Here is a 20,949-nt window from a genome sequence, read left to right as displayed (position 1 = left end):
TATTGATTATCTCCTTGTTACAAGGAGAAAGACCATGGATATGATCGCGAACCTGCAGACCGACATCACGCCTGACGGCCCTGATTACGATATCGTCCGTCGGGTCATCGAACTCATCACCGAGGATTATCGCGACCAGCCGTCGCTGGAGGCGATCGCCGCTAGGCTCAACCAGTCGCCGACGCAGCTGCAGAAGACCTTCACCCGCTGGGCTGGCCTCTCGCCGAAAGGTTTTCTGCAGGCGGTGACGCTCGACCACGCCAAGCGGCTGCTGCGCAAGGAAGACATGCCGTTGCTCGAGACGTCGATCGAAGTCGGCCTCTCCGGGCCGAGCCGCCTGCACGACCTTTTCGTGACCCATGAGGCGATGTCACCCGGCGAATGGAAGGCAAAAGGCGGCGGCCTCACCATCCGCTACGGTTTTCACATCTGCCCCTTCGGCGTGGCGCTGATCATGGTGACCGATCGCGGTCTTGCCGGCCTTGCCTTCAGCGATTCCGGCAGTGAAAGGGCTTGCCTCGAGGACATGACCTGTCGATGGCCGAATGCCGAATACATCGAAGACCTGCAGGCGACGATGCCCTATGCCGCCCGCATCTTCCAACCCGGAAAATGGTCGTCCGAGCAGCCGCTCCGCGTTGTGCTGATCGGCACGGACTTCCAGGTGCGTGTCTGGCAGAGCCTCATGAAGATACCGTTCGGCAAGGCGGTCACCTATTCCGACATCGCCAACGATATCGGCCGGCCGACGGCGCAGCGCGCCGTGGGCGCTGCGGTCGGGGCAAATCCGATCTCCTTCGTTGTGCCTTGCCACCGGGCGCTCGGCAAGAACGGTGCGCTGACGGGCTACCACTGGGGCCTCACCCGCAAGCGGGCGATGCTCGGCTGGGAATCGGCGCATGCGTAAAGCATGCCGTGCAAAAAGCACGGCATGAGGCACGGAAAGCCAATCTGAAAGATCACGGCGCGCTTCAGGCCTGTTCGGCCAGATCAAGCAATGCTTGCGCGGCACCTTCATCGGTGATCAGGGTGTTGCAGCCGATGCGCTTGATCGTGGCGCGGATGGCGGTGGCCCGGTGGGCGCCGCCGGAGGAAAGCACGATGTGCTTGGCCTCTTTCAACATATCGAGGTCGACGGACATCACGCGCTGGTTGATCGAGTGATCGACCGAATTGCCGTCCTTGTCGAGGAAGTTGAACATGGTGTCGCAGACGCAGCCGGCATTGATCAGTTCCTGCAGCTCGGCCTTCGATATCCAGCCTTCCGATAGCGAGGTCGAGTGCGGCCCGATATCACCGCAGCTGACGATCGCGAGATCGAGATTTTCGGCTAGACGGTAGATCGTGTCCAACCCGCATTTGTCGATCAGATTGCGTTTGGTTTCAATCGAATCGACGAGAAGCGGCGCCAGGAACATGTAGCATTCGGCGCCGAGCTGATTTGCCAGCCGCCAGGTGTAATCGATCGGATTCGTCTGGTGCACGGCAACGATACCGCCCAGCAGCGAGACGACCTTACAATTGGCGCGGCGTGGCGGCCGGAAGCTTGCCAGCGAGGCGGTCATGGTGCGGCCCCAGCCGACACCGATCGTATAGTCGTCAGGAATGGCTTCGGAGAGGAACTGGCCAAGCGCCAGACCGACGTTTTTTGCCAGCGAATCGACGTCGCAATGAACCGGCGCAGGCACGACGATCGCCTCGTCGAGCCCATAGGCACGCTCCAGCTTGACCGAAAGCTCGACGCAATCGCCGATCGAATCATTGATCCAGATCTGGACCTCGCTGCGTTTCATCGACTCGTCGAGCAGGCGGATCACCGTTGTCCGGCTGATGCCGAGCTGTTCGGCGACGTCTTTCTGGGTCAGGCCTTCATTGTAATAGAGCCATGCGGCCCTCAGCCGCAGCGAGGATGCCTCGGAATAGGCGGTATGGGTGCCGCGTTTGAGCTTGACCACGTCTCCTCCCGCAGGATTTTCGCCTAAATCCCTGGTGGGACGAAAGGCTGCGCCTGTGCGTTTGTCTCCGGGATAATGACGGGTGTGACACTTATGTCAATCGGAATGCACAAATGTCCTTGACTTTTCCTTGCGCGAACGGCGATAGTCCTCGCGACACGAAGTCGTCCCTGTCCCGTCCGAGGAGGACATAGTGCGGGCATGCCGAAAGTCACGACCGGTCCCCGAGCCGCATGCCGCCCTGCTTGCGTTCGAGAATCCGTTTGACTGCATCAGGAACATGGCCAGTGTGCTTCACGTTTATGAATCATCCGTGACGGATGCGCCCGTTGTTCACCGCTGAATGCAGGCCGTCTGTCCCAAGATCACCCTTGCCGGGCGGAACGCGCCGACCCTGCAGCCCAAGTTCAAACAAGGATTATTGATCATGACATCCAAGCTTGACCAACTTCGCGAGATCACCACCGTCGTCGCCGATACCGGTGACATCGAAGCCGTCGCGCGCCTGAAGCCGGTCGATTGCACGACGAACCCGAGCATCGTGCTGAAGGCGCTCGGCACGCCGATGTTTGCCGACGCCATCAAGGAAGCCGTCGTCTGGGGCAAGAAGCAGGGCGGCAATCCGGAATCCGTTTCCTCGGCCGTGGCCGATCGCCTCGCCATCTCCGTCGGCGCCGCGCTGGTGAAGCTCGTCCCAGGCCGCGTCTCGACCGAGGTCGACGCCGATCTCTCCTTCGATACCGAGGCTTCGCTTGCCAAGGCACGTTCGATCATCGCCGCCTACAAGGACCGCGGCATCGATCGGGATCGCATCCTCATTAAGCTCGCTTCCACCTGGGAAGGCATTCGCGCCGCGGAAGTGCTGCAGAAGGAAGGCATCGACTGCAATCTGACGCTTCTGTTCAGCAAGGCCCAGGCGATTGCTTGCGCCGACGCCAAGGTGTTCCTGATCTCGCCCTTCGTCGGCCGCATCCTCGACTGGTACAAGAAGTCGACCGGTAAGGACTACACCGCCGAGGAAGATCCGGGCGTCATCTCCGTCCGCGAGATCTACAATTACTACAAGGCGAACGATATCAAGACGATCGTCATGGGCGCCTCCTTCCGCAACGCCGGCGAAATTGAAGCCCTTGCCGGCTGCGACCGGCTGACCATAAGCCCGGCGCTGCTCGACGAACTTTCCAAGGATAACGGCAAACTGGAGCGCAAGCTCTCGCCGGAAAGCCGCAAGCCCGATGCAAAGGTCTCGGTCGACGAAAAGACCTTCCGCTGGATGATGAACGAAGATGCGATGGCGACGGAAAAGCTCGCGGAAGGCATCCGCGCTTTCGCCAAGGACCTGTCGACGCTGCGCACCATGGTGCAGAAGGAACTGCAGCTCGCCGCCGCCTGATAGAGCACGCCAACAATCGAAGGCGCGGATGCCGGCTGGCAACCGCGCCTTTTTCATGCTCTTATCAATGACATATGCTGTCGGAGACCGATATGGCGGATGAGGAACCGGCAAGTTCGCTTGTGGCACTTGCCCGCAAGCACGCAAGCTTCATCATCGCCGCGGTTGCCGGACTGGTGGTCTTCCTGTTTCTGACCTCGCGGGAGGTCAGCGCCGGCAATATCCTGTTCGGCTGGAATGTCAGCGCCATTGTTTTTGTCGCGCTCAGCTGGCGCAAGATGCTGCGGGCGACGGTCGAAACGATCCGGAAACGCTCCGCCGATCTCGATTTTTCCGATACCGTTTTGTTGGCCCTTTCGATCGGTGCTGCGCTTGCGAGCATCGCCGGCATCGGCACCGAGCTTCATTCGATCAAGGAGGCACCATCTGACGTCGCGCTGACGCGGGCGGGTGCCGCGGTGCTGACGATCCTGATCTCCTGGATTTTTCTGCATACGCTTTTCACCATCCACTATGCCCATTACTTTTATGGCGGGACGGACGAAGAGAGCGGCCTCAAATTTCCCGACGGAATCGAAGAGCCCGGCTACTGGGACTTCCTCTATTTCTCCTTCACCATCGGCGTTGCCGCGCAGACCGCGGATGTTGCGGTCAGTTCGACCAGCATGCGCAAGCTGACGCTGCTGCATGCCGTGCTGTCGTTCCTTTTCAACACGACGATCCTGGCGCTGGCGATCAATGTCGGGGCAAGCCTGCTTTAACCCCTTGCCGCCTTCCTGAAGAGCGCCTCGAACTCGGCCAGGTCGCCGGCGGCGACATCCGAAATCGCTGAGAAAATGAGCCCGCCATCCGACCATTGCTCCATATTGTAGCCGTCATGCACGGCTGTCGTCTCTGCGGCCGATCCTGCGGGCCAAACGAACAGGTTGATGACATGGCCGTGGCGCCGGTAGACGAGGGCCGCAACGGCGCGCCCACCGAGATAGTCGACACGCCCGCCGATCAGGGGAAAGCCGTCCTTGGAGAGGTCGCTGACCGGCGGCGAAAAATCGAGCTTGCCGTTGAACCACGGTTTTACCGTATGCTGATCCGAGGTCAGCACGTCGGTCAGATGGTCGGCCATCATCGACCTGATATGGCTTGAAAGGATCTGTTCCTGCAGAAGCGCGGTCTGAGACGGTGCGTTGACGAACAGGAAGGCGCCGGCCGCCAACGCTGCGAGTGAAGGAACGAAGCTCCATTGCCGGATGAAAACCAGGGCGCGGCGCCAGCCGGGCACCTGGCGTGGCAACGGCAGGCCGGATGTCGTCGCCTGTTCAAACGACAGCATCGACAGGACATGTGAACGCAGCGCTTCGGACGGTCGCCATTTGACGCCATCTTGGTCGATGATCTCGCTCACGGCCTGAACTCTTTCCATCTCCGCCCTGCAATCCGTACAGGTAGCAAGATGATCCTTGAATTGTGCCGCGTGGACCGAATCGAGTTCGCCATCGACAAAGCCATGCAGCATGACACGCCATTCCGGGCAGCCTTTTTGGTGCGCGTCGCTCATCCTGCAGTCTCGCCTTTGTCGCATGTGTGCCAGGCTTCACCAAACTCACGCCGCGCCCTGGCAAGCCTCGACATGACGGTGCCAATCGGCGCGTCGATGATTTCGGCGATCTGCCGGTAGGAGAGATCCTCAAGCTCCCGCAAGACGAGGATTTCCCGCATTGCCTCGGGGAGCCGGCTAATAACAGCGCGTACGCGCTGCTGTTCGCTTCGCCGGATCGTCGCCGCCTCCGGCGAATCCTCCTCCGAGGCGATCTCGTTCTCACCTGTTTCGTCGCCGTCGCCATCACTCAGATGCCGCTCGAACCGCGCCTTGCGGCGATCCTGCTGGCGCCAAGCATGGCAGCAGTTCCTCACGATGGCAAAGAGCCAGGCGCGCGGATCGCCACCGCGATAGCTATCGAAGTTGCGGAAAGCACGCAGGAATGCATCTTGGACGATATCTTGTGCCGCATCCGCGTCGCGGCTGAGGAACCGGGCAAAATTATAGGCAGCGTCAAGGTGCGGAACGACAATGTTCTGAAAGCGCTGCATGAGTTCATGCTGCGCGGTCGCATCGGCCGCCGAAGCAACCCGCTCGCCGCTCGCCTTTTCCGAGACCATGGGGTGGAACAACCGCGCTGCGCTGTCGAGAAGCACGGCCAGCGGCGATGGTCGAAGACGGTCCTTCCAATGTCGCCACGCCAGCGGCAACCACTCGTTTGATCCGATGGGATAGGTGATCTGAGCGTTTGTCATCATCCTCCCTGCCTCAATAGTACCCGAATTTAAGAGCGAGATCCGCAGGCATGGAGTGCGGTCCCTTGCCGTCTAGACCGACCGGCACGCAGTTTTATTCCAACCGAAGCCAATTTATTTGCACGCGGCCGGATAGCCGGCCGCGGACGATAGAAATGACGATGTCTTTTCAAGCGCTTGAACAAATGACGCTCGAGATCGGGAATAAGTGAGTCCGGCTGGCGATCTAGTTCGTCAGCGAGGGCATCCGAACAGTTGCGGTCCTCGCCAGCTGAAATCTCATCGACAAGAGGAGGCATATCCATGTTTACCATGTCACGTCGCGCCGTCCTTGGATCGGCTGCCGCGGCAGCTGCATTCGGGCTGTCGTCGAAGCTCGAATTCGTCGGGTCGGCGCTCGCCGCAACAACGCTGGAGCCGACCGTCGGCTTCTACAAATATCAAGTCGGCGATGTCGAGGTCACGGCGGTCTACGACGGAATCTGGAAAAAACCGCATGACCCGACCTTTATCAAGAATGCCTCGATCGAGGATACCAAGGAAGCGCTTTCCAAGGCAGGGCTTACGACCGAATTCATGCCGATCCCGCTGACGGTGGTCGTCCTGAAACTCGGCAACCGGCTGATCATGATGGATGCCGGCTCGGGCGTCGGTCAGTGGCAGGCAAATGCCACACATCTGCCGGCGAATATGGCAGCCGCCGGCATCGATTATAAGAGAATCGATACGATCATGCTCTCACATTTCCACCCGGATCACGTCTGGGGATTGATGGAAAAGGGAACGAACGATCCTGTCTTTCCGAACGCCGAACTCATCGTCAATGCCATCGAATATAACTGGTGGACGGAACCTGGTCGGGTCGAGAAACTTGCGGAAGGCCGCAGACCCGCAGGCAAACGCCTCGCCGAGGTCTTCCCGAAATGGAAGAACTGGAAACTGGTGGACGATGGTGCCGAGGTTGCGCCCGGAGTTCGGCTTCTTGCAGCGCCAGGCCATACACCGGGTCATTCGACCTATCTTGTCGCCTCCGGCAGCAAGCAACTGCTTGTCTCGGCCGATATCATGTACGTGCCGGCGCTGCTTGCGCCGCACCCCGACTGGCAGGGCAGTTATGATCAGGATGGGCCGGCGGCCATCGACACGCGCCGCCGTCTCATCGACCGCATCATTGCCGACAATATCGCCATTTGCGGCTCGCATTTCCCCTTCCCCGGCTCGGGCACTTTCGTCAAGGACGGAAGCGCCTACGGCTTTACGCCGACAGTCCAGGCCTGAAAGGCCGAATGGAGATCATCATGATGAAATATCTAATTCTCGGATTCATCTGGCTCTGCGCCATATCCGCCGGTTTCTCCGCGGTGACGGCGCTTCCCGCTTTTGCTGTCGACAATATGGAATCGACGGAAGCTCCCGATTTGACGTCGGTGCGCGCCAAGATCGATGCCAAGGATTATGTCGGCGCCCTGGCGGAGCTTCGCGGTCTTGCCGAAGACAACCAACAGGCAGATGTCTATAATCTCATGGGGTATACGCTGCGCAAGACCGGCGACTACAGAACGTCGCTGACCTACTACACCAAAGCACTTGAGCTTCAACCCGATCACAAGGCTGCGCGTGAATATCTCGGCGAGCTCTATGTCGAAACGGGCGAGATGGCAAAGGCGGAGGAGCAGGTATCATCGCTGAAGCAACTTTGCCCAAGCGGCTGCGAAGAACTTGAAGACCTGCAAAATGCCATCGCTGCCAAAGGTGGCAACTGACCAAAACATAAACGCGAGAACAGGCCGCCAAGCCGCCTGTTCTCTGCAAATCGGAGGGTGTGATGGATAGCGCCTCAAGCTGGTCTCAACTGGCCGATTTCATTCTTGTCCTTGGCAGGCTGCTCCTGTCGCTGATCTTCCTGCATGAAGGTTCGGTGCTCGCATCAGATATCAGCACGACCGTCGACACTTTCGCAAAACTGGGACTTGCCGCGCCGGTTGCATTTGCTGTCATAGCACTTCAGCTCGCCGCCGGCCTTTCCGTTGCCGCGGGTTTCCTCAGCCGGCTTGGCGCATTGGCGCTGGCCTTCTTCTGTCTGGCGACCGCCTTGCTCTTTCACACGAATTTTGACAGCCAGAACGAGCTCCTGCATTTCGAGAAGGATCTGGCGATTGCCGGCGGCATGTTCGTCCTGGTGGCTTCGGGGGCGGGGTCGATATCGATCGACAGCCTGCTGAGAAAGCGGGGTAGCAGCCTTCATCCCTGGCTGAGGGCAATGATGTAGCCAATTGGCCACAAGCTCCGCGGCTTTCCCGAGCCGCGGAATTGCTCCGGCTTGTGCGGCGCTCGCTTACAAGACCGCCTGGCCGGCCATCAGCGCCAGAACCAGGAAGATCAGGAAGATCACCAGCGCGATACCGAAGAGCACGCGGGCGATGGTCGCGGTGGCGGCGGAAACGCCGGAGAAGCCGAAGAAGCCGGCGATGATCGAAATAACGAAGAATATCAGAGCCCATTTCAGCATGACACATCATCCTTTGCGTTTGTCTGAAAAGACGCGGCAACCGGGAAATTGTTCCACGTCGCGCGAAATTGGACGGCGTTATCTGCTGTCGGCGTTCTATATCCTTCCGGTTTCACGGTCAGCCATGATTGATCATCACGTGACGCACGGCGGTATAATCCTCCAGCGCATAGACCGACATGTCCTTGCCGTAGCCCGACTGTTTGAGGCCGCCATGCGGCATCTCGTTGACCAGCATGAAATGGGTGTTGATCCAGGTGCAGCCATATTGCAGGCGGGCGGCGGTCTTCATGCCGCGGCCGATATCCCTGGTCCAGACCGAGGAGGCGAGGCCGTAATCGCTGTCGTTCGCCCAGGCGATGGCGTCATCTACTTCAGAGAAGCGGGTGACCGAGACGACCGGGCCGAAGACCTCACGGCGGACGATCTCGTCGTCCTGCAGGGCGCCTGATATGACGGTCGGGGTGAAGAAGAAGCCCTTGTCGCCGGAGCCCTTGCCGCCGGTGGTGATTTCCATGTGCTTGTGCTCGGAAGCGCGGGCGACGAAGCTTTCGACGCGGTCACGTTGGCGCCTGGAGATCAGCGGACCGATCTCGTTTTCGGTATCGTCGGCCTGATTGAAGCGGATGCTGGCGACGGCCGAAGAGAGATCGGCAACGAAATTGTCGTAGACCTTGGCGTCGGCATAGATGCGGCAGGCCGCGGTGCAGTCCTGACCGGCATTGTAATAGCCGAAGGTGCGGATGCCAGCGACGACGGCATCGATATCGGCATCGTCGAAGACGATGACCGGGGCCTTGCCGCCGAGTTCCAGATGAGTGCGCTTGACGGTCTTGGCGGCGGCCTGCAGCACCTTCTTGCCGGTGGCGACATCGCCTGTTATCGAGACCATGTTGACCTTGGCATGGTTGATCAGCGCATTGCCGACGCTTTCGCCGCGGCCGAGGATGACGTTGACGACGCCTTCAGGAAGGATGTCGGAAAGCAGCCTCGCCATCTTCAGCGCGGTCAGCGGCGTCTGCTCAGAAGGCTTGAAGACGACGGTATTGCCGCCGGCGATTGCCGGCGCCAGTTTCCAGGCCATCATCATCAACGGATAGTTCCACGGCGCGATCGAGCCGACGATGCCGATTGGATCACGGCGGATCATCGAGGTGTGACCGGGCAGGTATTCGCCCGCGGCCGGTCCGTGCAGGTTGCGCACGGCGCCGGCGAAGAAGCGGTAACAATCGACGATCGCCGGGATTTCATCGTTCAGCACTGAATTGATCGGCTTGCCGCAGTTCAGCGCTTCCAGCGCGGCGAAACCGGCGGCATCCTTCTCGATAGCGTCGGCGATCTTCAGCAGGTAACTCGAGCGTTCGGAAGGTGTCGTCTGCGACCAGCTCTTGAAGGCTTTTTCGGCGGCATCGACGGCGGCGTCGACCTGAGACAGCGAGGCCTCGGGAAGGTCGGTCACCGTCTCGCCGGTCTTCGGGTTCAGGATGTGCTCTTCCGTCTCCGTGCCTTTTTCGAAACGGGAACCGATCAGCATTTGCGTATCCATGATGTTCTCCCTGTTATTTGCCGGCGCCGGCGATCTGGTCGCCGTCGCGGGTGAGGTAATAGGCTGCCAGGATCGGCAGGAAGGTGACGAGCACCACGACCATGGCGACCACATTGGTGACGGGGCGCTGGCGCGGGCGGATGAGCTCTTCGAGCATCCAGATCGGCAGGGTCGATTGCTGGCCGCCGGTGAAGGTTGTGACGATGACCTCGTCGAAGGAAAGGGCAAAAGCGAGCATGCCACCGGCCAGAAGTGCGGTGCCGATATTGGGCAGGATGACATGGCGGAAGGTCTGGAAGCCGTCGGCGCCGAGATCCATCGAGGCTTCGATCAGCGAGCCGGAGGTGCGGCGGAAGCGGGCGACGGCGTTGTTGTAGACGACCACCACGCAGAAAGTGGCGTGGCCGAGCACGATGGTCCAGACCGAGAACGGGATGTCGAAGAGACTGAAGGCGGAGCGCAGGGCAATGCCGGTGATGATGCCGGGAAGGGCGATCGGCAGGATGACCAGCAGCGAGATCGCCTCGCGGCCGAAGAACTTCGTCTGGCTGACGGCCGCCGCACAGAGCGTGCCGAGGACGAGCGCGATCGCGGTGGCGATGACGGCGACCTGCACGGAAAGGCCGAGCGCCGACCAGACGTCCGGCCGGTTCCAGGCAACGGCGAACCATTGCAGCGTCAGGCCGGGCGGCGGCCACTGGTAGCTCTTCTCTTCCGTCGTGAAGGCATAGACGAAGATCAAGAGGATTGGCAGGTGCAGGAAAAGCAGGCCGCCGGCGGCGGCGATCTTCAGAGGCAGCGGCGATGTCTTGAGGTCAGAGCGCATCGAAGGCCCCCATGCGTTTGGCGAGCGTCAGATAGAACGCCATGATGACGATCGGCACGACGGAAAAGGCGGCCGCCAGCGGCACGTTGCCGGCCGTTCCCTGCTGGGCATAGACGGCCTGGCCGATGAACAGCCGGGACGAGCCGATGATCTGCGGGATGATGTAATCGCCCAAGGTCAGCGAAAAGGTGAAGATCGACCCGGCGACGATGCCTGGCAGCGCCAAGGGCAACAGCACGGTGCGGAAAGTCTGGCTCGGCGTGGCGCCGAGATCCGCGGAAGCCTCGATCAGGTTGCTGGGCACACGCTCGAGGGCTGCCTGCGTCGGCAGGATCATATAGGGCAGCCAGACATAGACGAAGACAATGAAGGTGCCGAGATAGCTGACCGAAAGCGAATTGCCGCCGACGACCGGTAGGTTCAGGATGCCGTCGAGCAGCCAAGCGAGATGGAGCTTCTCGAAGATCCAGGTGAGGATGCCTTCCTTGGCAAGGATCAGCTTCCAGGCGTAGATCTTGATGAGATAACTCGACCAGAGGGGCAGCATGACGCCGAGATAGAAGAGTGCCTTCCACTTGCCCCGAGCGTAACGCGCCGCGTAGTAGGCGATCGGAAAGGCGATCAGCGCGGAAGCGACAGTCACCAGTGCGGCCATGACGACAGTGCGGATGATGATGTCGAAATTCGTCGGGCTCAGAAGCTGGGCGTAGGTCGCAAGGGTGAATTCGTAGTTCACCAGTCCGGAAAAATCGTCGATCGAGAAGAAACTCTGCAGAAGCAGGGCGACCAGCGAGCCGATATAGATGATGCCGAGCCAGAGCAGGGGCGGTGTCAGCATCAGAAAGAGTAAGAGCTTCGGGTGCCGCCAGAAGGCATCCGACAGCCGGCCGAAGACGCCGCTGCGTCCCGGAAGGATCGATGTCTTGCCGTCGGAGATGATGAGTGCCGTCATGCAGCATCGTCCATGTAGTGGATATCGGCGGGCTGCCAGGCGAGGCGGATGCCGGCGCCGACATCCGGCACGAGCGCGCCTGCCGGCAGCGTGACATGCAGCCGGCTACCTCTGAGGTCGACGCTGAGACGGGTGGCGGCGCCGAGGAAGCTCGCATGCTCGACCTTCGCCTCGATGCCGTCGCTTGTCAGCCGGATCGCTTCGGGGCGCAGGCTCGCCCAGCGTTTCTCGCCGCCGAGCGCGGCCATCAAATCAGGTGCGATCACATTGGACGAGCCGACGAAGTCGGCGACGAAGCGGGTCTTCGGGCAGCGATAGATATCCTGCGGCGTGCCGTGCTGGACGATATTGCCATTGTTGAAGACCGCGACGCGATCGGCCATCGACAGCGCTTCGCCCTGATCATGGGTGACGAAGACAAAGGTGATGCCGAGGGCGCGCTGCAGGCTCTTCAACTCCTCCTGCATCTGCTCACGCAGCTTCAGGTCCAGCGCACCGAGCGGCTCGTCGAGCAGCAGCACTTTGGGCTTGTTGACGAGGGCGCGGGCGAGCGCCACGCGCTGCCGCTGGCCGCCGGAGAGCTGGCCGGGGCGGCGGCCGCCATAACCCGGCAGTTTGACGAGTTCGAGGGCATCGCCCGCCGCCTTCATCCGCTCCGCTTTGCCAACGCCCTTGACCATCAGCCCATAAGCGACGTTGTCGAGAATGTTCAGATGCGGGAAGAGTGCATAATCCTGGAATACGGTGTTGACGTTGCGGCGATAGGGCGGAACGCCGTCGGCCGTGTCGCCGAAGATCTGGATATGGCCTGATGTCGGCTGTTCGAAACCGGCTATCAATCTGAGGCAGGTCGTCTTGCCGGAACCGGACGGCCCGAGCATGGCGAAGAACTCGCCCGGCGCGATCTCCAGATCGACGCCGTCGACGGCGCGCACCTGGCCGAAATGGCGCGATACCTGTTGGAAACGGACGGCTGGGGTCATTGGAAGGCTCCGGGGTCTATGTGCTCAACAGAGGGTGTCGGTCGTGGCTCAAAAAGGACCCGGCCCCAAGCCCCTCCCCACAAGGGAGGGGCTTAATCTGCCGCACCCTCGCGAATTCGGCGTTCAGCGAGGAGCGAGGCGGTGCCACTTATAGCCCCTCCCCCTTGTGGGGAGGGATTGGGGAGGGGTCTTCAACCACACAAGCCGACTTGGCTATTACCGCCCGCCGATCACGCCGATGTAATCCGATACCCAGCGATGATAGGGCACGCATTCGCTTTGCGTGGCGCATTTGGCGACCGGGGTTTTCCAGAACTTGATCTTGTCGAAGTGATCGAAGCCGTTGGTGGCGCAGCCGGTATCGCCCATCAGTTCGTTGCCCTTGCAGGCGGTGGGAACGGAGGGAACGGCGCCGAACCAGGCGGCGGCGTCGCCCTGGACCTTGGCCTGCAGCGAATGTTCCATCCACATATAAGCGCAGTTCGGGTGTTCGCTGTCGGCGTGCAGCATTGTCGTGTCGGCCCAGCCGGTGACGCCTTCATCCGGGAAGGTGGAGGCGATCTTCTGCTTGTCGGCCTGCAGCAGGTTCACCTGGAAGGGCCAGGAGCCGGAAGCGACGACGCCTTCGTTCTTGAAGTCGTCGATCTGGATCATCGCGTCGTGCCAGTAGCGCGAGATGAGCTTGCGCTGGCCGCGCAACAGGTCGAGGGCCGCCTTGTACTGGTCTTCAGTGAGTTCGTACGGGTCTTTGATGCCGAGATCCGGCTTGTGGGCCATCAGATACATGGCCGCATCGGCGATATAGATCGCGCCGTCATAGGCCTGGACGCGGCCTTTGTTCGATTTGCCGTCGGGCAGCGTCTCTTCCTCGAAGACGACATTCCAGCTGGTCGGCGCCTTGTCCTTGAAGGCATCGGTATTGTACATCAGCACATTCGGGCCCCAGAGGTAGGGCACGCCGTAATGTACGCCGCCGACCGTATACCAGGCGCCGTTCTGCAGGCGCTGGTCGACATTCTTGAAGCTCGGGATCAGATCGGTGTTGATCGGCTGGACACGCTTGCCGGCGATGAGGCGCAGCGACGCATCGCCCGATGCGGTGACGAGGTCGAAGCCGCCCTCGTTCATCAGCGAGACCATTTCATCCGAGGTGGCGGCGGTCTTGACGGAAACCTTGCAGCCGGTCTCCTTTTCGAAGCCGGTGACCCAGTCGTAATTCTTGTCGGTTTCTCCGCGCTCGATATAACCGGCCCAGGCGACGATGCTGACCGCACCCTCGCCCTTGCCCAGCGCCTTCAATGGCTCGGCCGCAATCCCCTGCGTCGCGAAGCCCAGGCAAGCGAGCGCTGCCGTGCAGGATTTCAAGAGATTCGTCATCATCCGTCTCCCGGTTTGGTGCCACTTTTTGTGGCGTTCGTTCCCTGAGAAGAAGGTGATCCCAAAAAGCCGCTTTCGCAAATTCATTTATCAGAAAGGCGATATCGGAAATTCCGATATCAGCGCATGCGGCCGGAGCGCATGCTTTCGGCGATGCCGACGAAGTCGCGCGCCGCCTGCGGCAGGCTGGAGCCCTTGCGCCAGACCATGCCGACCTGGACCACCGGCAGCGAACCGGAGACGTCGCGGCTCTCGATGCGGTCGCCTTCGAGCGACCACGGGCGGTAGACGAGGTCGGGAAGCAGGGCGATGCCGGCGCCCGTCGCGACCAGGCTGCGCACCGCCTCCACCGAGCGGGTGCGGAAGGCGACATGCGGGCGGGCGCCGAGCGCCGACAGCAGCTTGCCGGTATTCTCCTCGATCTCGTCGACCGTCAGCATGATCAGCGGTTCGCGGGCGATATCGGCGACCGAGATGATGTCGGCCGAAACCAGCGGATGGCCCATCGGCAGCCATAGCCGATAGGGCGAGGTTTCGAGGATTTCCGCCTGCAGCGCCATGCGGTCGCGCAGGTTCGATATCACCATGACCGCGACATCGAGTTCGCCGCCGACCAGGAGATGCTCGAGATAGCCGCCATTGTCCTCGATGGCGCTGACCTCGATGCCCGGACAGGCGCGCCGGTATCGCGCCAGCAGATCGGAGAGCACGTAGCCGGCGACAAGCGAGGTGACGCCGATATTCAACGTGCCGGAGAGGGTGCTCTGCTGGCCGGAGAAGCTGGTCCGCGCATCGGAGACGGAGGCGAGGATCTTGGTCGCGTGACGGAGAAACTGATGTCCGTTGTGGGTGATCGTCAGGCCGCGCGGATGGCGCTCGAACAGTTCGACGCCAAGATCGGTTTCGAGCTCCTTCAGCGCTTCCGTCACCGAGGACTGCGAGATCGACAGGTTCTGCGCGGCTCGTGTCACTGAACCTTGTTCGGCGACGGCAACGAAATATTGGATCTGGCGGAGCGTGAAGGCCATGGGCGTATAGAGCATGGTGGGATGCGCCGTGGCAAGCGGTTGAAAAAGGCGGACCTTTTTTGGACTTTTTCAAAATGGGGCGGGCTTGGCTTGTTCACTTAAACTTTCGGAAACGTCATTTCCCTAGCATTCTCGGCACCTGTCCTGCGTTGGAGTTTGAGATGGCGGAGCAGTTGGCGTGAAGGCCTTACTGCGCATGTTCCGGCCTTCCCGGAAATTGGCAATGATCATCGGCGGAGTCGCGCTTCTGGCGGGCGTTTCCGGCGGTGCGGCCGTCTATGTCGGCAAGGACAGACTGATGGGTGTGGCCGGTGGCGGCGACGGGCTCGAATGCAGCGACGTCAACCTGGTGACGATCCGGAAGCAGGATCACGTCTGGGTGCGCAAATACATCAAGACCGAACCGACCGACGGGATGACACGCGTCAAGACTGCGCTTCGGGTCGCCCAGGCCGTTTATGCCGCGCAGAAGCCGGATCTGGTGCAGGTGGTGGTGCTCGACGAGAACGGTCCGACCCTCCGCTCCGACATTCGCGGCCGGGCGATCGGCGCCGACGTCGTCTATATCCCGCATCCCGACAAGGCCGTTCCCGGCCTCGACGACAAGCCCTATACGGCGCGCTACTATGACGGCAAGGCCAGCGAAAACGGACTGTTCTTCGGCGAGCGAATAGAGTTGCCTCTCGACGAAATCGCCATGATCAGCAGCGCCTTCAAGGATCCTGAGGATTGCGTCGACCCGGTCGCTGTGGGCTCGACGAAGAACGGCGAAAAGGCCAAGGAAACGAAGGCTGCGGGCGGCGCGCACGGCGCAGCGCCGGCGGCCGAAAGCGAAGCCGCGCCTGCTCATGAACCTGCGCCAGCCAGAGAAGGCGCGAGTGCCGATGTGGTAGCGGAGGCTCCGGCCGAAGAGCCTCCGGCGGAAGGCGCCGAGACCCGCTGAATCACCGGCATGAAAAAGCGGAGCGCCGGCCGGCACTCCGCTTCGTTTTTCTCACGTTCTGTCTGTCAGTCGGCCTTGTTGCGGCGGGCCGGGAAGAGAATGACGTCGCGGATCGACGGAGCGTTGGTCAGAAGCATGATCAGGCGGTCGACGCCGATGCCGAGGCCACCGGCCGGCGGCATGCCCTGGTCGATCGCGTCGAGGAATTCGTCGTCCAGCTGCTTTTCCTTTTCGCCGCGGGCATGCGCCTGTTCCAACTGCTCGACCATGCGGCGCCGCTGTTCCTCGGGATCGTTAAGTTCCGAGAAAGCGTTGCCGAGTTCCCAGGCGTTGCAATAGGTCTCGAAGCGCTCGACCAAACGCGGTTCGCCCGGCACTTCCTTGGCGAAGGGCGAGATGTCCTTCGGGAAATGCGTGACGTGCGACGGCTGGATCAGGGTGGATTCAACCTTTTCTTCGAAGATGAAGGCAAGGCACTCGCCCCAGGTCCAATCCTTCTCGACGGCGAAGCCGGCGGCCTTGGCGGCGATGCGCGCTTCCTCATCGGTCTTGATGGCGAGGAAATCGATGCCGGTGGCTTCCTTGACGGCAGCAGGCATCGGCACGCGCTTGAACGGCCCCTTGAAGGACAACCGCTTGTCGCCGAAGTCGAATTCCGTCGTGCCGTGAATGGAGAGCGCCAGGGTCTCGAACAGCCGCTCGACGAGGTCCATCATATCCTCGTAATCCGCATAGGCCCAGTAACACTCCATCATGGTGAATTCGGGATTGTGCCGGGTAGAGACCCCTTCGTTGCGGAAGTTGCGGTTGATCTCGAAGACCTTGTCGGTCAGGCCCGAGACCAGCGTGCGCTTCAGGAACAGTTCCGGCGCGATGCGCAGATACATGTCGAGCTTCAGCGTGTTGTGATGCGTCTTGAACGGCTCGGCGGTGGCGCCGCCATAGATCGATTGCAGCATCGGCGTCTCGACTTCCATGAAACCGTCATTTTCCATGAAGCGGCGGATGCCGGAGACGATCTTCGAGCGCTGCTGGAAGCGCAGCTTCGAATCCTCATTGGTCATGATGTCGAGATGGCGCTTGCGGTAACGCAGCTCGATGTCGGAGAGACCGTGCCACTTCTCGGGCATCGGCAGCAGCGACTTCGTCAGCATTTCGATCTTGTGGGCGTTGATCGTCAGCTCGCCGCGCTTGGTGCGGCGCACGATGCCGGTGACGCCGATGATGTCGCCGATATCGATCATCGGCAGCAGGCCGCGGGCCTCTTCCGGCGTCGTGTCCTTGTGGCTGAAGATCTGGATCTTGCCGGAAGCGTCATGGATATCCATGAACATACCGGAGTTGCGCGAGGAAAAGACCCGGCCAGCGACGGTGACGATGTCCTGCGTCTCGACATCGGGTTCCAGACCCTCGTATTTCGTCGCAAGCTCGGCATTGGTCAGGCTCCGGTGAAAATGCGCCGGATAGACATCGCCGATCTGCTCGCGCAGCAGCTTCAGCTTCTGGGCGCGCACCTCGGTCGCGTCGGAGGAAAGGGTGTTTTCGGTCTTGTTGTCAGCCACTGTCGAAATCCTCTGACTATGCTTACTTCGAGCCGACGAGGGCGGCGACCGCCTGGGCCGCGAGCTTCAGGCGCTGGCGCACGACAGAGCGGCCGAGGAGCGCCATGGAATCGAAGAGCGGCAGCGAACGCGACGAGCCGGAGACGGCGACGAAGAGCGGTGCCACCACGACCTTCAGCTTCTTGCCCAAGCGATCAGCGACGGCGCGCAGCTCCGCCTCGATCGTTTCGACATTCCATTCCAGGATCTTTTCGAGGTCCGGCTGGACAGTGTTGAGGATCTCCAGGATCTCTTCCGGCGGTGATTTGATCTTGGCGAAGTCGGACGGCTGCAGGCCGAGATCGGACTTCAGCAGGAAGCTGGCGAGATCGGGTAGCTCGCCGAGCTTGGAAATGCGGGTCTGCGACAGGCGCAGACCCGCCATCAGGCGGTCGTTTTCCATCGCCCAAGTCAGGACGCGCGCCCGGAATTCGTCTTCGGAGAGCTTTTCACGGATCCAGCGGCCGTTCAGCCAATCGAGCTTCTGGATATCGAAGATCGCGCCTGCTTTGGAGAGATTGTCCGGATCGAACTTTTCGGACAGTTCTTCCATCGTCAGAAGCTCTTCGCCCTCGGCGATCTGAATGAAGAACAGGCCGAGGAAATTCATCAGCGCTTCGGGGATATAACCGAGCGCAGAATAGTAGGAGATCGAGGTCGGGTTCTTGCGCTTCGACAGCTTCGATTTGTCGGCATTGCGCATCAGCGACAAATGCATGAAGACCGGCTGCTCCCAGCCGAAATAGCGATAGAGCAGGATGTGCTTGGGCACAGAAGCCAGCCATTCCTCGCCACGCGCCACATGGGTGATCTTCATCAGATGGTCATCGATGACGTTGGCCATGTGATAGGTCGGCATGCCGTCGGCCTTGATCAGCACCTGCATGTCGACGGAATCCCACGGGATGGAGACATCGCCATAGACGCCGTCAGTGAAGTCGCAGGAGCCTTCGGTCGGGATCTTCATGCGGATGACGGTCGTCTCGCCGGCTGCCATGCGCGCGGTGACTTCCTCGGCCGTCAGATTGAGGCAGTGGCCATCATATTTCGGCGGCTTGCCGGCGGCGCGCTGCGCCTCGCGCATCTGTTCGAGGCGCGCGGGCGTGCAGAAACAGCGGAAGGCATGGCCATCGTCCAGCAGCTCCTGTGCATAGGGCTGGTACATCGGCTTTCGGTCGGACTGGCGATAAGGGCCGTAGGGGCCGCCGATATCGGGGCCCTCCTTCCATTCCAGCCCGCACCATTTCAGCGCATCCAGGACCTTCGTCTCGAATTCCGGCGTCGAGCGCGTCGCATCGGTATCCTCGATGCGCAGGATGAACTCGCCGCCGTGCTTCTTGGCAAAGAGATAGTTGAAGAGAGCGATGTAAGCGGTGCCGACATGCGGCTCGCCGGTCGGCGAGGGAGCGATGCGGACGCGGACGCCGGAAGCTGTCCCGGAATTTGTCATTGTATGTGCCCATCAATGAATGCCGGACTGCTTTCACGGGAAAGCGAGGTTCGGCCGGAAGGATGCAGATATCTTCATCGGCAAACCGGCCGAAAAGGGCATTCGCCCGCACCATCCGCCGATCGTCCGTTCGGCTGGCCTTAGGCCATATTCAACCGGGCGCGTCAAGAAAAACCGCGTCCGCAACGGCTTTCCGGCACTTGAGAGGGTGCGCTGGTCGTCGCGCGCCCTCCCGCATCAGCCTCAATGCGCTCCTTCGCGTTTCCGCTTGCGGGCGTTGCGCGCGAACATGTTCAGCACCTCGACCAGCGCCGAGAAGGCCATGGCGGCGTAGACGTAGCCCTTCGGCACGTGGAAGCCCATGCCTTCGGCGATCAGCGTCGTGCCGATCATCAGCAGGAAGGCGAGCGCCAGCATGACGATCGTTGGATTTCTCTCGATGAAGTTGGCGAGCGGGGTCGCGGCAACCAGCATGACGGTGACGGCGGCGATAACGGCGATCACCATGATCGGCAGATGCGGCGTCATGCCGACGGCGGTGATGATGCTGTCGACGGAGAAGACCAGGTCAAGCAGCAGGATCTGGCCGATGGCCGACGCAAAGCCCGTCGTGACGGACTTCGCGATGAAATCCTCCTGATGATCCACCGGGTCGACCGTGTGGTGAATTTCCTTGGTGGCCTTCCAGACGAGGAACAGGCCGCCGGCGATGAGGATCAGGTCCTTCCAGGAGAAGCCGTGCCCGAAGGCCGTAAACAGCGGTTCGGTCAGCTGCACGATCCAGGCGACCGTGCCGAGCAGCGCCAGGCGCATGACGAGGGCAAGGCCGATGCCGATCCGGCGGGCTTTCTCGCGATGCTCGGGCGGCAGTTTGTTGGTGAGAATGGAAATGAAGATCAGGTTGTCGATCCCGAGAACGACTTCCATCACCACCAGTGTGATGAGCGCCACCCAGGCGGCCGGGTCCTGAATGAGCGTCATGATTTCCTGCATCAGCCTATACCCTCTTTGCGTCACATGATGAAACGACGCGCAATGTAATGGCGCCTGCCTGCCAGACAAGCGCCACAAGCCGGTATACGAAACTGATATGACTTTTATTCCCTAGAACCGGATGATTTAAGGCCGGGTCGGCCTTAAATTTGAATCCTGTTTCCAATTAAAGAGTTAGGGCATGATTTCGTCCGAAAATCGCTTACACGTTTCGGCATCATGCTCTAATCGGCAGCCAGATTTCGGTGACGCCCATGCCGGTATAGGGATCGAAGCGCTCGTCGTAACGTTCGAACATGTCAGGTGTCTCGCCATGTTCCAGGCCCGACGTTGGCCACCATGTGCCGAAAATCCGGTGCATGGTTAGGGAAATGCCGGAGACATGGCCGCGATGGGTGAAGACGGCGTAGCGCTGTCCCGGAAGCTTAAGCGTCGTAAAATCCGCGGGCAGGTCGCTGGCATCGGAAATTTCGGCTGCGGCCATGTAGCGGAATTTCTCCTCCTCGCCGATATGCCTGCAGATGCCATAGGCGACATTGCCTTTCTGGCCAGGAATATGCCCGAAATAGGTATTGAACTTCTGCCAAAGCGAGGGGATGGCGGCGTTGTCGCCATAAGCGTAGGTCTCCTGCAGGCCGGCAAAGAGCATTGGTTGAAGGGTCTCGAAACGGGGTGGTTCGAGGTCGTTGAGATGGTCGGTATCCATTCGGATCGGCTCCAGTAAAACAAGGTTGCGGGCGTGCCCCTGTCTGCGCACCGCATCCGGCGTCATGCCGAACTGGTCGCGGAAGGCACGGGTGAAAGCTTCGTGCGAGCCGTAGCCCGCGCAAAGCGCAACCTCGAGAATGGTGGATGAGCCGCTGACCAATGCAGGCACGGCGCGGCTGAGGCGCCGTCCTCTCATGTAGCTGCTGATCGAATGGCCGGTGACGAGCCCGAAGACGCGCGACAGATGATAGCGCGACAATCCGGCTGCTTCCGATATCTCTTCCAGCGATATATCGCTTTCGAAATGGCTCTCTATGAACCAGATCGCCCGTGCGATGGCGTTCATCTTCATTCCCCTGGTTGCGGCTTCTTCTTAGAAAAAAGCTGGCAGCC

General features: G+C 60.8%; 21 protein-coding genes. 7 read left to right on the top strand and 14 right to left on the bottom strand.

Going from position 1 to position 20,949, the window contains the following annotated elements; translation table 11 throughout:
• Window positions 1-34 precede the first annotated feature (34 nt).
• Window positions 35-907, top strand: coding sequence for a methylated-DNA--[protein]-cysteine S-methyltransferase (locus AMK02_RS18635; protein ID WP_064805091.1), 873 nt, complete (start codon window positions 35-37; stop codon window positions 905-907).
• Window positions 908-971: 64 nt separating this feature from the next.
• Here the strand turns inward: AMK02_RS18635 and AMK02_RS18630 are convergent, their stop codons facing one another.
• The gene (locus AMK02_RS18630; RefSeq protein ID WP_064805089.1) at window positions 972-1,955 is read right to left on the bottom strand and encodes a sugar-binding transcriptional regulator; all 984 of its coding nucleotides are present in this window, start codon (window positions 1,953-1,955) and stop codon (window positions 972-974) included.
• Between the two features lie 427 nt (window positions 1,956-2,382).
• Between AMK02_RS18630 and tal the strand changes: the two genes are divergently transcribed.
• Complete coding sequence (gene tal, locus AMK02_RS18625; protein WP_064806358.1) at window positions 2,383-3,348, top strand: transaldolase; 966 nt, start codon at window positions 2,383-2,385, stop codon at window positions 3,346-3,348.
• A 92-nt stretch (window positions 3,349-3,440) separates the two neighbouring features.
• Complete coding sequence (locus AMK02_RS18620) at window positions 3,441-4,109, top strand: DUF1345 domain-containing protein (protein WP_064806356.1); 669 nt, start codon at window positions 3,441-3,443, stop codon at window positions 4,107-4,109.
• Here AMK02_RS18620 and AMK02_RS18615 read toward each other — a convergent pair.
• Together AMK02_RS18615 and AMK02_RS18610 are read right to left on the bottom strand one after the other, a co-directional pair.
• Window positions 4,106-4,903, bottom strand: a complete 798-nt coding sequence (locus AMK02_RS18615; RefSeq protein ID WP_064805087.1) for an anti-sigma factor family protein — start codon at window positions 4,901-4,903, stop codon at window positions 4,106-4,108. The two genes, AMK02_RS18620 and AMK02_RS18615, sit on opposite strands and share 4 nt — an antisense overlap.
• Window positions 4,900-5,643, bottom strand: coding sequence for a sigma-70 family RNA polymerase sigma factor (locus tag AMK02_RS18610; RefSeq protein WP_064805085.1), 744 nt, complete (start codon window positions 5,641-5,643; stop codon window positions 4,900-4,902). Before AMK02_RS18610 ends, AMK02_RS18615 begins: the two co-directional genes overlap by 4 nt.
• A 300-nt stretch (window positions 5,644-5,943) precedes the next feature.
• On the opposite strand from AMK02_RS18610, the gene AMK02_RS18605 reads away from it, so the two are divergent.
• From AMK02_RS18605 to AMK02_RS18595, 3 genes are all read left to right on the top strand, one after another.
• Window positions 5,944-6,918, top strand: coding sequence for an MBL fold metallo-hydrolase (locus AMK02_RS18605; protein ID WP_064805082.1), 975 nt, complete (start codon window positions 5,944-5,946; stop codon window positions 6,916-6,918).
• A 20-nt stretch (window positions 6,919-6,938) separates the two neighbouring features.
• On the top strand, window positions 6,939-7,403 hold the full coding sequence (locus AMK02_RS18600; RefSeq protein ID WP_189636979.1) for a tetratricopeptide repeat protein: 465 nt from the start codon (window positions 6,939-6,941) through the stop codon (window positions 7,401-7,403).
• Window positions 7,404-7,465: 62 nt separating this feature from the next.
• Window positions 7,466-7,909: a DoxX family protein gene (locus AMK02_RS18595; protein WP_064805081.1), complete on the top strand. Its 444-nt coding sequence runs from the start codon at window positions 7,466-7,468 to the stop codon at window positions 7,907-7,909.
• 66 nt (window positions 7,910-7,975) lie between these two features.
• Here the strand turns inward: AMK02_RS18595 and AMK02_RS18590 are convergent, their stop codons facing one another.
• The 7 genes from AMK02_RS18590 to AMK02_RS18560 all read right to left on the bottom strand — a co-directional run bounded on the left by AMK02_RS18590 (window position 7,976) and on the right by AMK02_RS18560 (window position 14,861).
• Complete coding sequence (locus AMK02_RS18590) at window positions 7,976-8,149, bottom strand: DUF1328 domain-containing protein (protein ID WP_004678026.1); 174 nt, start codon at window positions 8,147-8,149, stop codon at window positions 7,976-7,978.
• Window positions 8,150-8,267: 118 nt separating this feature from the next.
• Window positions 8,268-9,695: a gamma-aminobutyraldehyde dehydrogenase gene (locus AMK02_RS18585; RefSeq protein WP_064805079.1), complete on the bottom strand. Its 1,428-nt coding sequence runs from the start codon at window positions 9,693-9,695 to the stop codon at window positions 8,268-8,270.
• A 13-nt stretch (window positions 9,696-9,708) separates the two neighbouring features.
• Entirely contained in the window at window positions 9,709-10,521 is an 813-nt protein-coding gene (locus tag AMK02_RS18580; RefSeq protein ID WP_018072710.1) for an ABC transporter permease, read from the bottom strand.
• Complete coding sequence (locus AMK02_RS18575) at window positions 10,511-11,473, bottom strand: ABC transporter permease (protein WP_064805077.1); 963 nt, start codon at window positions 11,471-11,473, stop codon at window positions 10,511-10,513. Before AMK02_RS18575 ends, AMK02_RS18580 begins: the two co-directional genes overlap by 11 nt.
• Window positions 11,470-12,456: an ABC transporter ATP-binding protein gene (locus AMK02_RS18570; RefSeq protein WP_064805075.1), complete on the bottom strand. Its 987-nt coding sequence runs from the start codon at window positions 12,454-12,456 to the stop codon at window positions 11,470-11,472. Before AMK02_RS18570 ends, AMK02_RS18575 begins: the two co-directional genes overlap by 4 nt.
• 216 nt (window positions 12,457-12,672) lie before the next feature.
• Window positions 12,673-13,833 carry an ABC transporter substrate-binding protein gene (locus AMK02_RS18565; RefSeq protein ID WP_064806353.1) on the bottom strand — a complete coding sequence of 387 codons (1,161 nt, stop codon included), beginning with the start codon at window positions 13,831-13,833 and terminating at the stop codon, window positions 12,673-12,675.
• A gap of 119 nt (window positions 13,834-13,952) precedes the next feature.
• A complete protein-coding gene (locus AMK02_RS18560; RefSeq protein WP_064806351.1) occupies window positions 13,953-14,861 on the bottom strand; it encodes a LysR family transcriptional regulator in 909 nt (302 codons plus the stop codon).
• A gap of 178 nt (window positions 14,862-15,039) precedes the next feature.
• On the opposite strand from AMK02_RS18560, the gene AMK02_RS18555 reads away from it, so the two are divergent.
• On the top strand, window positions 15,040-15,804 hold the full coding sequence (locus tag AMK02_RS18555) for a hypothetical protein (RefSeq protein WP_064805073.1): 765 nt from the start codon (window positions 15,040-15,042) through the stop codon (window positions 15,802-15,804).
• A gap of 65 nt (window positions 15,805-15,869) precedes the next feature.
• Here AMK02_RS18555 and lysS read toward each other — a convergent pair whose 3' ends face one another.
• From lysS to AMK02_RS18535, 4 genes are all read right to left on the bottom strand, one after another.
• A complete protein-coding gene (gene lysS, locus AMK02_RS18550; RefSeq protein WP_064805071.1) occupies window positions 15,870-17,366 on the bottom strand; it encodes a lysine--tRNA ligase in 1,497 nt (498 codons plus the stop codon).
• A gap of 22 nt (window positions 17,367-17,388) precedes the next feature.
• A complete protein-coding gene (gene gltX, locus AMK02_RS18545; protein ID WP_064805069.1) occupies window positions 17,389-18,855 on the bottom strand; it encodes a glutamate--tRNA ligase in 1,467 nt (488 codons plus the stop codon).
• A 243-nt stretch (window positions 18,856-19,098) separates the two neighbouring features.
• Window positions 19,099-19,848 (bottom strand): TerC family protein, encoded by a 750-nt coding sequence (locus tag AMK02_RS18540; protein WP_064805067.1) that lies wholly within the window; start codon window positions 19,846-19,848, stop codon window positions 19,099-19,101.
• Between the two features lie 217 nt (window positions 19,849-20,065).
• On the bottom strand, window positions 20,066-20,902 hold the full coding sequence (locus AMK02_RS18535) for an AraC family transcriptional regulator (protein WP_064806349.1): 837 nt from the start codon (window positions 20,900-20,902) through the stop codon (window positions 20,066-20,068).
• Window positions 20,903-20,949: the final 47 nt, after the last annotated feature.

The organism is Rhizobium sp. N731, assembly GCF_001664145.1.
Lineage (GTDB): Bacteria > Pseudomonadota > Alphaproteobacteria > Rhizobiales > Rhizobiaceae > Rhizobium > Rhizobium esperanzae.
This window is presented reverse-complemented; position numbering and strand designations above follow the sequence as displayed.

Bases quoted from the DNA above. Each gene is read 5' to 3' on its own strand.
- AMK02_RS18635 (WP_064805091.1), top strand. From the start codon at position 35: ATGGATATGATCGCGAACCTGCAGACCGACATCACGCCTGACGGCCCT.
- tal (WP_064806358.1), top strand. From the start codon at position 2,383: ATGACATCCAAGCTTGACCAACTTCGCGAGATCACCACCGTCGTCGCC.
- AMK02_RS18620 (WP_064806356.1), top strand. From the start codon at position 3,441: ATGGCGGATGAGGAACCGGCAAGTTCGCTTGTGGCACTTGCCCGCAAG.
- AMK02_RS18615 (WP_064805087.1), bottom strand. From the start codon at position 4,903: ATGAGCGACGCGCACCAAAAAGGCTGCCCGGAATGGCGTGTCATGCTG.
- AMK02_RS18610 (WP_064805085.1), bottom strand. From the start codon at position 5,643: ATGATGACAAACGCTCAGATCACCTATCCCATCGGATCAAACGAGTGG.
- AMK02_RS18605 (WP_064805082.1), top strand. From the start codon at position 5,944: ATGTTTACCATGTCACGTCGCGCCGTCCTTGGATCGGCTGCCGCGGCA.
- AMK02_RS18600 (WP_189636979.1), top strand. From the start codon at position 6,939: ATGATGAAATATCTAATTCTCGGATTCATCTGGCTCTGCGCCATATCC.
- AMK02_RS18595 (WP_064805081.1), top strand. From the start codon at position 7,466: ATGGATAGCGCCTCAAGCTGGTCTCAACTGGCCGATTTCATTCTTGTC.
- AMK02_RS18590 (WP_004678026.1), bottom strand. From the start codon at position 8,149: ATGCTGAAATGGGCTCTGATATTCTTCGTTATTTCGATCATCGCCGGC.
- AMK02_RS18585 (WP_064805079.1), bottom strand. From the start codon at position 9,695: ATGGATACGCAAATGCTGATCGGTTCCCGTTTCGAAAAAGGCACGGAG.
- AMK02_RS18580 (WP_018072710.1), bottom strand. From the start codon at position 10,521: ATGCGCTCTGACCTCAAGACATCGCCGCTGCCTCTGAAGATCGCCGCC.
- AMK02_RS18575 (WP_064805077.1), bottom strand. From the start codon at position 11,473: ATGACGGCACTCATCATCTCCGACGGCAAGACATCGATCCTTCCGGGA.
- AMK02_RS18570 (WP_064805075.1), bottom strand. From the start codon at position 12,456: ATGACCCCAGCCGTCCGTTTCCAACAGGTATCGCGCCATTTCGGCCAG.
- AMK02_RS18565 (WP_064806353.1), bottom strand. From the start codon at position 13,833: ATGACGAATCTCTTGAAATCCTGCACGGCAGCGCTCGCTTGCCTGGGC.
- AMK02_RS18560 (WP_064806351.1), bottom strand. From the start codon at position 14,861: ATGGCCTTCACGCTCCGCCAGATCCAATATTTCGTTGCCGTCGCCGAA.
- gltX (WP_064805069.1), bottom strand. From the start codon at position 18,855: ATGACAAATTCCGGGACAGCTTCCGGCGTCCGCGTCCGCATCGCTCCC.
- AMK02_RS18540 (WP_064805067.1), bottom strand. From the start codon at position 19,848: ATGCAGGAAATCATGACGCTCATTCAGGACCCGGCCGCCTGGGTGGCG.
- AMK02_RS18535 (WP_064806349.1), bottom strand. From the start codon at position 20,902: ATGAACGCCATCGCACGGGCGATCTGGTTCATAGAGAGCCATTTCGAA.